The following is a 12364-nucleotide window of genomic DNA, read 5'->3' on the forward strand; positions in this document are numbered from 1 at the left end:
AGCGTTCCTTTCGTCAGGCTGCAGGCCACACCTCGCGCCCAGTCTAGCAGATCGTTCGCGAAGAAAGAAATCGAGCCTGTTTTGATGCAGAACCGGCCGCTAGTCCAGCACGACCCGTCGTTCGACCAGCTGACTGATCTCCGGATCGTTGGAGACGAACACCACCGACCAGGGTTCTTCTTTCGAACAGAGTCGGCGCAGCAGGGTGAGTCGCAGCGCCGACTCGATGTTATGGAGGCTACCGTTGAAGATCAGCAGTTCCGGCCGGGTGACGATCATCCTGGCCAGGAGCACACGGAGCACCTGGCTTCGAGTCAAGTTGGCTCCGTTTCCATGCACCAGCGTTTCCAGTCCCTGCGGCATGGCGTCGATTTCCTCTTCAAGGTCCACAAACCGGAGCGCCCAGCTTAACTCTTCAAACTGAATCGAAGGGCGTTGCAGAGTGATATTTTCCTCCAGGGATCCGTTGAACAGGGTGGGATGGGAGTCCAGCATCAATCCCCGGCAGCGGTTGACGTAATTCAGCGACACATCGCGTAGGTCAATGTCGTTGTAGCGGATCACCCCGGCGGTCGGATGGTAGAGTCCGGCTAACACCAGCGCGAGCGAGGTCTTGCTTCTACTGGTTCCGGAGAGGACGCTGATTTTTTCCCCCGGCATGACTTCCAGGTTGAATCGCTCGAAGAGCAGCGGTCCCTCCGGTGCGGCGAAGGACATGTCTTTGCACGTCAGGCGCACCCCCTGCAGCGAGGGATCGGGGAGCCAGGCGGCCATGGGACCGGAGACATCCTCCTTCGGCAGGCCAAACAGCTCGGAGAGCTCATGAAGCGAGGTGGCGACATAGATGGCGGCATACATGCGCCGGGCGACGGTGTCGAGATTGAGCAACAGGGTTCCGACGATCACCTCGGCCGCGACAAACTGGCCGAGGGTGATGTCGCCGACCGACAGCAACCAGCCGCCGAGCCCGATCATGCCGCTATGCGCCACGGCCTGAAAAATGACCGTACTCTTATATTGCGCGCCGCTCAGAATATCGGAACGCGTCTTCCGCGCCATCACATAGGCCTTGACCAGCGAATCGGTTTTTTTGAGGAGCAGCGGCAGACTGTCCGTCGACTTGAAATGGAGCCGATTGATGCCGATGTCCTGGAGCCAGTGAAAGGTTCGGTAGTGCAGTCGGGACACCCGTTGCGTGATGCGGAGCCCCCCTCGACCGAAAAACGTCAGCAGAAAGGCAAACCCTGTGATCAGGAGCGTGTTATAGCCTAGGAAGTAGGGATGGTACATGATGAGGATCGCCATGCCGATAGTGCCCGACACCGACACATTGATCACATCGACCAGCATGGCGACCAGGGCCCGGGGCAACAGCTCCGCCTCGATAAACGTGTTGGTATGTTGAGGAAGAAAGACATTTTCGCGGAATCGGGGTAGGGCTTCGGTAAAGGCGACGGCGAGCCGCGTATAGAGGCGCTGGACCAGGATTTCCACCGCCCGCGCCTGCAGGACCCGGAAGGCGCCCATAGCGAGCAGCGCGCCGAACATCGTGGCCACCAGCGTGACGATCATGATCGGTTGAATCGCGAAGGCGAAGGTGTTGACCAGTTCTTGCACCGTGAGCGGGACGATCAATGCAAACAGACCGATCACGACCGCATAGGATACGATGATGGCGAGGATGCGGCGCTCGAGCCCGATCATGAGATTCAGGCGGGCAAGGATGGTCCACGCGGAGGGTGTCGAAATGGACGTTTCAGTGGCGGTGTCGTTCACACAAGGGCTCGTATCGGGCGGCTGTGGGCCGCAGTGTGGGCGATTGCCTGATGTCTGTCAAGTTGAGCAGGTCCGGCCATGCGGAGCGCAGGGCCATGAAGCGGGCGGGAACAGAAACGTAGAATTGATGCGTTGGCCGGCTAGTTCAGCATGATTCGACGGTCGACATGGGGGGTCAGGTTGGGATCGTTCGAGACAAAAATGACCGACCACGGCTCTTCCTTGCTGCAGAGACGCCGGAGAATCGTCTCGCGCATCGCGGGATGCATGTTGTGGAGGATTCCCTCGAAAATGAGGAGTTGCGGCCGACCCAGAATCGCCCGGGCGACCAGGATGCGCGCAATGTGCGTCGGGGCGAAAACCTTTCCGGCAGCCCGGACGTGGGTTTTGAGGCCGTGCGGCATGGCATCGACTTCCTCTTCCAGTTCGGCGAAGCGTAACGCCCATCGCACATCACTATAGGGGATGTACTCCCGTCCGAGTACGATATTTTCTTCGAGCGTGCCTTCGAACAACGACAACTTCGAATCCAGGATGAATCCTCTGAACCGGTTGACGGAGTCCAGGTTGAGGTGCCGGAGGTCGACGCCGTTGTAGCGGATCACGCCGGAGGTGGGTGATTCCAGGCCCCCCAAGATTCTGGCCAGCGTGGTTTTGGCCATCGTGCTGCCCGCATAAATGCCGACTTTCTCTCCGGGGGTGACTTCCAGATTGAAGTCCTCGAAGACGGCCGGGGTGCCCGCTGGCGCAAAGGTCAGATCTTTGCAGGTAACTCGAATGCCGTGCACGGTCGGATCCGGAAGCGGGATGGAGAGGGTCGCCGTATCCTGATCTTTGGGAAGCGAGAACAAGAAATTCAGCTCCGTCAGTGCCGTCAGGAAGTAGTAAATGTGTCCCATCCGTTTCACGACCCCATCGAAACTCGACAGGATGCCGCTCACGACGACCTCGGCGGCGACGAATTGTCCGAGCGTCAATTGCCCGATGCCCAGGAGCCAACCGGCCGTCGCAATCAGCCCGCTGTGCGCGATCGCTTGCCATCCGAGTGATCCTAAGTACTGCCGGATCAAAATCCCGAAGCGTGTCCTGCGCACGCCGATATAGGTATCCACCAGCTGGTCCGTCTTTTTAACCAGTAGGGCCTGGCTGTCCGTCGATTTTAAATGGAGCAGATTGTGGGCGATCTCCTGAAACCAGTGCAGGGTGTCATATTTGGCATGGGAGAGGCTCATGTCGGCCTTGAGGCCGCCATGGCTCATGAGAAAAAAAACCACGTTGAAGCCGACCAGCAGAATTGCGTTGTACAGCAAGAAATACGGATGATAGAAGACCAGAATAGTCATGCCCACTGCGCCGCCGACGATGACGTTGATCAGGTCCACCAGCAGGACTGAGACCGCCCGTTGCATGAGAATGGTTTCGACGAAGAAATTTGCAAAACGGGGTTCAAAGCCCTGGTAGCGCAGGTGCGGGAGTTGCTGCGCCATGGCAATGGCGACCCGAGCGAAGATGCGACGTTCCAACACCTCAACCGCATAGTATTGTAAGGCTCGAAAGGCCCCGACGAATAACAGGGCGGCCACCATGACGGCGGCCAGGGTGACGATGGTAATGGGTTGGATGGCAAACGCGAAGGTATTGACGAGTTCCTGTACCGTGAGAGGCACGATCAGGGCGAACAGTCCGATGGCGATCGAATAGGAAACGATGAGTCCAAGGACGCGCCGTTCCAGGCGCAAGAGGAGGCCAAGATGACCGATGACGGCCTGGAACAGATTGCTCTGATTGCCGGAATGGTCCTGGGCCATCGCGCTACTCCTGCAAAACCTGACTGGGCCCCTTGCCGTGTCTCTTTGCGAGCAGTCTGAAGTCCTGGAGGTGACACGCCTGTGCCGGACCACCTCGTCGGCTAAAACCTATCAGAGCAGACCGTAAAATACCACTATTTGGAGAAGCTCGCCCCGACGCGATAGTTCACCGGCGTCGCGGACGGCTGACTCCGTGCCCAGCTGCCGGTCGCCCATTGATACAAAGCCAACGCTTTCTGATAGTCTGCCTTCGCTCGCACCAGCTGCATTTCCGAATCGACGGAGTTTCGTTCGCGCAGGTTCACAAACAGGACGCTGGTAGCGCCCAGACTGAAACGGAACCGCTCGCCTTCCTCCAGCGTCTTGGCCATGCGGAGCGATTCGGCCGCTGCGACGACCCGCTCCTTCGCGCGTTCGATGGCCGAGAGCGCATTGTCGACGTCCACGACCACTTGCTGTTCCCGGTATTTCTGCACCATCACCAGGCGATCGGCCTGTGCCTGCGCTTCCATCACTTCACCGCGGCTTCTCCGCTGCAGGATCGGCATCCGCAACTCCACACCAAACCGGTAGCCGAGGCCGAGGACGAATTTCTCCGGCGCTCGCGCCGGCGCGGCTTCAAGATCCAGGCTGGGCAGCAGGTTGTTTTTGGCCAATTCCAGGTCGATGTTGTTGACCTTGGCTTCGATATCGACCTCGCGAATCTCCGGCCGGTCGGTTTTCGCCTGGAGCTTGTCGGCTCGCACGATTTCAGGCGTCGGCACGGCGGTCGGCGGCGGGAAATCCGGTGCTCGCTCGAGTTGTGGCGAGGTCGGGGTCTGGTTTTCCCAAAGGAACATCGACATCTTATATTGTTCCTGCTCTACGGCTCGTTGTGCGCCGATGGCGATCTCGCGCCGGCGCTGGACTTCCTGCCCTGCTTCAACGACGTCGAGCGGGGCGACGGCGCCCGCTTTGGCTCTGCCTTCGACCTGCCGCAACCGTTCTTCAGCAACTCCCAGGGCCCGGCGCTGCACGTCCACGTACTTTGCCGCAGAGACCCAATCCCAGAACTGGGTGGCGGCTGCGAGGAACAGGTCCTGCCTGGTTTGGGAGATTTTGACATCGGCACGTGGATCGGCCAACTCCGATCGCTGGAGTTCGGCATTCTCCGGGTTGATCATGAGTCCTTTGAGGAGGGGCAGAAAGCCACCGAGAATGACCTGTTGGCCGTTGCCGAAACCGAGGTCCGGGATCTTGGCGTCGCCAATGGACTGCCGAACGCCCGCGCTGCCACGGAACCCCCAAGGCGTGCGCGCTTCGACCAGCGTATCGTTGAAGCCGACGCTTTGCGTCTTGGTGGTCCCTTTCTCGATAAATCGTTCGATTTCCGTATCGTTCACGAGGACGGGCTCGAAGGCGCCCAGGGCTTTGAGCATTTTCCCGCGCGCTGAAGTTTTTTCGGTGCCGGCTCCCTTCAGCAGGGGATGGGATCGATCGATCCAGGCGTGGACTTCGTTCAACGAGAGAGGAATGGGCGGGAGCGTGCGTGGTTTCGCCGTCTCGTCCGCAGACAGACCGGTGTCAGGCAGCGAGCAGAGCCCACAGGCGGCGAGGGCAAGTACCCAAGCATGGATCTTCATGAAACGCACTCCTTTCTGAGTATAAACAAGAGAGAACAAGGTCGAAGGAAATGAGCGCTGCGGCCTGGTGGCCGGTCGGAAGGGGCCTGTTACTTGGCCCCGCGACCGGCTTTCGGCAAGAGCGTATCGATCAAGCTCGGGGGCCGTTCCTGGTAGTCGGGCGGAAACAGATTGAAGCGGCGCCACAGCTCGTACCAGAGCGGGACACGATTGAGAATGACCCACCCCATGGCTTTGGTGCCCTGGCGGACATGTTCTTGCGGAGGCCAGGGACGTTCCTCCTGGTCGGGGACGACCCAGAAGCGGAAGTTGCCTTTTCCGTCGTCCACCTGGTCGATGACTTTGATGACGCCGTTATAGGTACCGGCCATCAGTTCCGGCCACGCCGGCAACGGGATGGCGGGAATACCGTAGAAGAGAATCTTGACCTTCCGGCCGACATTGAGCAATGGCGCGTCGATGCCGTCGGCGACCATTTCGATGGCCTTGTCCGTGCTGCTCGGTGAAATTTTGACGAGTTTGTCCCCGGGACGCACGGTTTCGCCCGCGCCGGCCTGCGCCATTTTCACCACGGTGCCGTCGATGGGAGAAAGAATGCGGCCAGCCACGCGCCGCTGGTTGGCATTGGAGAGGCGTAATGAGACGTCCGCGACTTGATCGGCGGCTCGTGCCGCCTCTCCGATCGACGCATCGCGGGCCGCTTCAGCGTCGAGGAGACGTTGGAGCACTTCCGCGCTTACCTGTTCCCGTCCGAAACTTAATGCTTTCATGCTCTGTTCGGCCGCACTCAAATTGGCCTGTGCGCCTTGCAGGTCGGCTTTACTGGCCAGGGCAGATTGAATCGTGAGTTCCAGTTCGCGTTGGGAGACCAGGCCTTGCTGCGCCAATTGCTGGTGCCGCTCGACGTTGAGCTCGGCAGTGGCCACGGCAATCTTGGAGGCTTCGATTTTCTGCCTCGCTTCGCGCACCTTGCTTTCCGCCTCGAGGACGCGGGCACCTGCCGAAGGGACGGCCGCCTTCACAAGGTTTTGCATTTCTTTGATCCGCTTATCGAGCTGATCGGCTCGGCTCAACGCCGCCTTCCGGGTGTCCTCCAGCGCTTTCCTGCGTTGTTCGAGGAGGCTCAAAAGATCGGGGGCCATGAAGTTCGGATCGTAGTCGTCGAGTTCGAGAATTACATCGCCGGTCTTGACTCGCACGCCTTCGAAGACGTGCCATTTTCTGATGCGGCCGGTGATCTGTGCTTCGACGTCCTGCGGCCGTTCGAACGGTGTGTAGGCCGACAGTTGCCCGGTCACCGTGATGGTTTGCGTCCAGGGTACGAATGCGACGATGAGTATGAAGAAACCGACCAGGAGAATGGCCAGCCGCGAGGAGAAGCGAAGCCGCTCGGGAATCTGGACCGCCTCCCACGACTGGAGCTGGGTCGATGTCGCAAGATCATCGACCGCCATTTCATCCAGCCCCGTGCGCTGGGTGACCAGGGAGCGAATTCTGCTCTTGAGCCCTTCACGGATCCGCTGCACGTGTTCCCTCCAGGGCACAACCAGTGAGATAAAACTGCACAGCATATCATAGTGGATTGCGGAGGACTTGGTCAATTCAATGAGGGGTTCCGTCTGGGTGTGGCTTGACCCTTTGACCGGAGAACGGCTAAGGTTCGCCGCATCGTTCTTTTCTTCAGCCAAAGGCGGCCTCTCACATGTCAAAGAATAGCACCGCGGTCCGGGCTTCAGTCGGGGTCCTGGGCGGAAGCAAGTCGGACTTCCCGATCCTGGAAAAGGCCGTAGCCATGCTGAACGAACTAGGCATTCCCAACGAGCTCTTGGTGGTCTCCGCCCATCGGACTCCCGATCGTCTCTTCGCCTACGCGGAACAGGCGATCGACCGGGGCATTCAGGTCATCATTGCGGGCGCCGGCGGGGCCGCCCATCTTCCCGGAATGCTGGCGGCGAAGACTCCGTTGCCGGTGATCGGGGTTCCCATTCCCACAGAGAATCTCAGAGGATTGGACTCGCTGTTGTCCATCGTGCAGATGCCCAGAGGCATTCCGGTGGCGACGGTCGCCATCGGGGGCGCGGAGAATGCCGCCATTCTTGCCGCACAAATACTCGGACTCCGGTCCGCCGCCATCAGACAGCGTGTCGAACAGTTTCGCGCGAATCAAACACAGTCGGTGCTCGACTCACAGGACGACGCTCGATTGTGTCCTCCCTTGCGGATGGGGCGAGGCTCCCGGGCGAGCCGCCAGTCGTGAATGCGACGGTCATCGATCCTGGCGCGACGCTGGGTGTGCTGGGAGGCGGACAACTCGGCGCCATGTTTGCAACTGCAGCCCGGCGTCTCGGGTATGCGGTGGTCGTGTGGGATCCCGATCCCGAAGCGCCGGCCCACCGGCTGGCCGACTCCTCCCTTATCCGACCATTTACGGACTCTGCCGCGTGTCAGGACTTTATCGGGCGCGTGTGCGCCGTCACGTATGAATGGGAAAATGTGCCTGCCGACCTCTGCGAGCAGTTGGAACGCGACGTGCCGGTCCGGCCCTCGAGCCGGGTGCTTCGTGTGATTCAAGACCGAATCGAGCAGAAAACCTTTCTTCGAGCCCATGGCTTGCCTGTTCCGGGGTTTCACGCGATCTCGTCGCCGGAGGAACTCAGCCGGCAGAGAGCGCTGGAATATCCGCTTGTCTGCAAGACTGCAACGGCCGGGTACGATGGCAAAGGCCAATGGAAAATTGCGCGCGCAGAGGATTGCGCGGCCGTGCAGGAAGATCTGGCTCGAAGCCGACGCCCCGGTTCACGCTGGATTCTGGAAACCTGGTTGCCCTTCGAACGGGAGGTGTCGATTCTGGTGGTGCGAGGCCTGGATGGGGCGGTGCAAACCTACCCGCTCGTCGAAAATGTGCATGAAGAAGGGATCCTTCGTCAGTCCACTGTTCCGGCCGATGTGCCCGCCACAGTGGCCGATCAGGCTGCGATGAGGGCACGGAGCGCAGTGGAGGCTTTGAACGGCGTCGGGGTGTTCTGCGTGGAGTTATTTCTCATGCCCGATGGCCGGCTACTCATCAACGAGGTCGCGCCCAGGCCGCATAACTCCGGGCACTATTCGTTGGACGCCTGTACGGTGTCGCAATTCGAACAACAGGTCCGCGCCCTCTGTGGGCTCCCGCTTGGCGAAGTGCGCCTGCTGAGCCCGACGGTCATGCTCAATCTCATCGGTGACGAGGTTCTGCTCGCGACCGTGTCGCCCGCTGCGCAAGACCTGCTTCGTGAGCCGGGCGCGGTGGTCCATCTCTATGGGAAGCGTATGGTGCGTCCGAAACGGAAAATGGGCCACATTTCCTTCCTGGCCGCCACCCGTGAAGCAGCCCGTTCAAAAGCATCGGTCTTCCGATCCCGCCTCGCCCGGTATCACTCTTAAGCACCCTGCGTCACGCGAGCCGTATCGGTCGCAGTCGACTCGCTGCTCATTCGCATCCGTTAGCGCAGCCCGTCTCCCCCGGGTCCGTTCGTTTTTGTGATCCGCCGAGAACGATCCGGCCCTTCCTGAGCACCGGACCGCTTGCGCCTCCTGATAATGCGACGACTTGCCGTCTGGTGCTGCACGGTACAGGACTTGCTGATACCTCCGGCTGGCTTCACACTCTTCCACCGAAGGCAGGCATAGTCGTGAGCGTTCCACTTCCCTCGTCCGATCTCGATCAAACCGGACGCTATCCCTACTTCAGAGGCCTGGGGCGGCTGCTCGATCATTCCCGAACCCGCACGATTTTTCTGCAAAGCCTGGTGGCCGGTATCCTCTCGTACGAATTGCTGGTCAGTAACGAGACGATCTTCGGCCATCGAGTGAGCCTCATGCTGGCCGCCGGCCTGATCCTGATCAGCTGCGGCATCATGCTGTTGCCGCGAAACCTCCTGGAGAGCGCCTGGTTTCCCGGCGCGCTGATCAGCATCAATACGCTGTTCGTGACGGGGACGATTTATCTCTCCGGGGCCGCCAGTTCGGAGCTGTACCTCACGTATTTTCTCCTCCTCTTGATCGCCTCATCGGCCCCGTCGCTCAGGCAACTGCTCGGTCTTTCGACGGTGATTTGCGCTGGCTACGGCGTCTTGGTCTACGAACATGCGATGCAGTCGGGCGGGCTCGAAGTGGGGCATCTCTTGGGCATTCCCGTGTTGCTGATCATGTCGGTCTTTTATGGATTAACGCTTGAAACCGTCGCCACCGAACGCCGGCGCAATCGCCTCTTGCAGGAAAACGTGCAGGGGTTAAAGCAGTCGGGGCAGGTGCTGGAGGAACGACGGACGCAACTCGAAACCCGCGTGCAGGGATTGAAGCAGGGGTTGTCACGCGCGAATCAGGAAATTCGTCAGGGCATGGTGGAGCGGACCGGCTTGGAGCGGCAGCTTCGCGAAGCCCAGAAGTTCGAGGCGGTCGGCCGCCTGGCCTCCAAATTGGCCAATGAGTTCAACCAGGTTCTGGCGGTGATCGGGAGTCAAACCGGAGTCATTGTCTCAAAGTTGAAACCGGATGACCCGTTGCAGCGGCCGGTGGAAGAGATTTTCCGAAGCGGGGAACGGGCTGCCACTCTGACGGCGCAATTGTTGGCGCTACGCGTTCATGAGACGGCGATCCGGGATACCCTGTCGCTGAGTCCGGCAATCGAGTCGATGCGGGACACGTTTGAGGCATTGCTGCCGGGTCGCATCGATTTGCGATTGGCGAACGAGTCGATCCCAGTCCTGGTGGAGATCGGACATGATCGCTTGGAGCAGGTGTTATTGCACCTGGTCGCCAATGCGCGGGATGCGATGCCGAAGACGGGACGGGTGGAGATCGCGCTGGAAGTCGTCACCGGCGAACTCCTTCCCGCCGAGCAACTGGAAAAGAATCCCCGGAAGCGTATGGCGCGGATTGCTGTGAGCGACAACGGCGGCGGAATGAACCTGGATGTGCAATCACAAATGTTCGAGCCGTTTTTCTCCACGAAGGACACCCACGCCGGCCTGGGACTGACATTGGTATACGGGATCGTCCGGCAATATGGAGGGACGGTCGAGGTGCAGAGTCAGCCCGGGCAAGGGACGACGGTACGGGTCTACTTTCCCCTGGTTGAACGGAACGGGGTGGTGCGGGATACGAGGGTGCTCAGCGGGGCCCTCTCAAAAGGGGCCGAGACCGTGTTGCTGGTGGAGGAAGATGAAATTACCCGAAAACTGGCTTCATCGACGCTCCAGACCCATCGCTACCAGGTGTTAGAGGCGGGGTCTGCTGTCGAAGCGTTGTTGGTGGCGCAGCAGCATCCCGGGCCGATTCACCTCACGGTCAGCCATCTTTCGATGCCGGAGATCAGCGGTCGGGAGTTGGCCAAGCGCCTGGTTCTCCAACACCCCAAGATGAAGGCGTTGTTTGTGTCGGGGTTCTCGGACGACACGATCGCGAGCCATCGGGTCAATAAGAAGTATTTCCTGCAGCAGCCGTATCGGCAGCACGATCTGGCAGGAAAGATTCGTGAACTGCTGGATGTGTGAGTGGCCGAGTGTGTCCTAGTAGCGCCAGGACCTGGTACGTCCGGGCGTGAAGAAGCGCACTTCCGGTCGTTTGAACAGGCCGATCAGAACCATCCCCGCAATGAATCCGCCGATGTGGGCAAAGAACGCGACCCCTCCTCCCTGCGAGCCGATGCTCGCGCCTCCGTTCAACAGTTGCATCACAAACCAGAATCCCAGCACGATGCCGGCCGGCACGTAGGTCGTGCCCACCACCGGGGCGAGCAGCAACACCCGGGCGTGGGGAAACAGCAGCAGATAAGCGCCCAGTATGCCGGAAATCGCGCCGCTCGCTCCCACCATCGGCACGGTGGATGTCGGGTCGGTCAGGGCGTGGCTCAATGCAGCCAGGACGCCGCACACCACATAGAAGAGGACAAATCTGGCATGGCCCATGATGTCCTCAATGTTGTTGCCGAAAACCCAGAGGTACAACATGTTGCCGATCAGGTGCATCCAACTGCCGTGTAGGAACATGCTCGTCAGCATGGTCGCGAACGCAGGTACCATCGCGACCTCGGGCGGGAGCACGGCCTGGCCGAAGACGACGGAGGGAATCGCGCCATATTGATACACAAAGGCTTCGCCGGGAGCCGGGGGCAGCGAACTCTGGTAGAGAAACACGAGGCAGCAGGCGACGATGAAGGTGATGGTGACGACCGGTGTGTGTTCGGTCGGGTTGTCGTCATTGAGGGGCAGCATGGCGATCCCTATGGGGGCGACGCGTTACGGCGCCGGTCGGGGGAGACGAGGATTGAGGGGGAGTGAGCCGTCGGTTTGTAACGGAATGGAGAACCCGGCCGCATGGGTATGGCCTCCGCCACCGAACGACGCGGCGATCGAGCCCACATCGGTTCCCTCCTCGCGGGAGCGCATGCTGTAGTACCGTCGTCCGTTGCGGTCGTGCCAGATGAGGCAGAAGGGGTGCGCGGCAGAGAGTCGTTCGCCGATCTGACTGGTGAGGACTGCGCTTTGAACCGCGGGTACGGTCGCCCCTTCAAACTGCACCAGGGTCGCGTGTGAGGCCAGTTTCGTGACCAGCTCGTTTTCGTAACGGAGAATCGCTCGTCCCTCCCGCTCTAACTCCTGCTGCTCGAAGCTGCTCCAGAGTTGAAAATCGAACGGGTGCGAGGCCAGCGCGGCGCTGATCTCCCGGCTGTTCGGGAGCGCCCAATTCCAGAGATCTTTGTCCTGAATGTAGCGTAACAGCCAGGGAGCCGGCTCATCATGGGCCCATTCCCATCCGAGCACCGCGCCGGACTTCTTCTGATCGAAGTAGGCATAGGGTAGATCCGCCAGCGTTTGCTCGGCGGTGATGTGATGATCCAGGACCACCAGGCTCGCTGCATCTTTGGCGATGGCTTCGAGGGTCGGCCGGGCGTAACTGAAATCGACGATGACGATATGATGACCGGCCAGGTTGGCCGGCGGGCCTTCGCCATGTTTCACGGGGCGATATTCTGCGTTGGGGTAACGTCGCCAAATGGCCCAGGCGGCACCGAACCCATCCGCACATTCCGCGTGATAGAGAATCAGTGTAGGAGGAGAAGCGGCACGGCTTCGCATGACGGCGGCGCTCATAGGCTGACCACCTTAGCATGTCCGTTCA

At 60.3% G+C, this 12364-nt stretch carries 9 protein-coding genes; 3 read left to right on the forward strand and 6 right to left on the reverse strand.

The features are described 5' to 3' along the window. Positions 1–99: 99 nt before the first annotated feature. The 4 genes from NSND_RS15480 to NSND_RS15495 form a co-directional block, all read right to left on the reverse strand. Entirely contained in the window at positions 100–1776 is a 1677-nt protein-coding gene (locus tag NSND_RS15480) for an ATP-binding cassette domain-containing protein (RefSeq protein WP_080879845.1), read from the reverse strand. A gap of 140 nt (positions 1777–1916) precedes the next feature. Continuing rightward, positions 1917–3584 carry an ATP-binding cassette domain-containing protein gene (locus NSND_RS15485; protein WP_080879846.1) on the reverse strand — a complete coding sequence of 556 codons (1668 nt, stop codon included), beginning with the start codon at positions 3582–3584 and terminating at the stop codon, positions 1917–1919. 134 nt (positions 3585–3718) lie between these two features. Beyond that, entirely contained in the window at positions 3719–5206 is a 1488-nt protein-coding gene (locus tag NSND_RS15490) for a TolC family protein (protein ID WP_080879847.1), read from the reverse strand. An 89-nt stretch (positions 5207–5295) separates the two neighbouring features. Continuing rightward, entirely contained in the window at positions 5296–6732 is a 1437-nt protein-coding gene (locus NSND_RS15495; protein ID WP_235000274.1) for an HlyD family secretion protein, read from the reverse strand. Between the two features lie 176 nt (positions 6733–6908). Here NSND_RS15495 and purE point away from each other — a divergent pair, with 176 nt between their 5' ends. The 3 genes from purE to NSND_RS15510 all read left to right on the forward strand — a co-directional run bounded on the left by purE (position 6909) and on the right by NSND_RS15510 (position 10737). Next, entirely contained in the window at positions 6909–7463 is a 555-nt protein-coding gene (gene purE, locus NSND_RS15500) for a 5-(carboxyamino)imidazole ribonucleotide mutase (protein ID WP_080879849.1), read from the forward strand. Further along, positions 7460–8626, forward strand: a complete 1167-nt coding sequence (locus tag NSND_RS15505; RefSeq protein ID WP_159450817.1) for a 5-(carboxyamino)imidazole ribonucleotide synthase — start codon at positions 7460–7462, stop codon at positions 8624–8626. Before purE ends, NSND_RS15505 begins: the two co-directional genes overlap by 4 nt. Before the next feature lie 248 nt (positions 8627–8874). Further along, complete coding sequence (locus NSND_RS15510) at positions 8875–10737, forward strand: ATP-binding protein (RefSeq protein WP_080879851.1); 1863 nt, start codon at positions 8875–8877, stop codon at positions 10735–10737. A 15-nt stretch (positions 10738–10752) separates the two neighbouring features. On the opposite strand, the gene NSND_RS15515 is transcribed toward NSND_RS15510, so the two are convergent. Together NSND_RS15515 and NSND_RS15520 are read right to left on the reverse strand one after the other, a co-directional pair. Then, positions 10753–11457 (reverse strand): rhomboid family intramembrane serine protease, encoded by a 705-nt coding sequence (locus tag NSND_RS15515; RefSeq protein ID WP_080879852.1) that lies wholly within the window; start codon positions 11455–11457, stop codon positions 10753–10755. Positions 11458–11481: 24 nt separating this feature from the next. Next, positions 11482–12336 (reverse strand): hypothetical protein, encoded by an 855-nt coding sequence (locus NSND_RS15520; RefSeq protein WP_080879853.1) that lies wholly within the window; start codon positions 12334–12336, stop codon positions 11482–11484. Positions 12337–12364 lie beyond the last annotated feature (28 nt).

It is taken from the genome of Nitrospira sp. ND1 (assembly GCF_900170025.1).
In the GTDB taxonomy this organism is placed as follows: domain Bacteria; phylum Nitrospirota; class Nitrospiria; order Nitrospirales; family Nitrospiraceae; genus Nitrospira_A.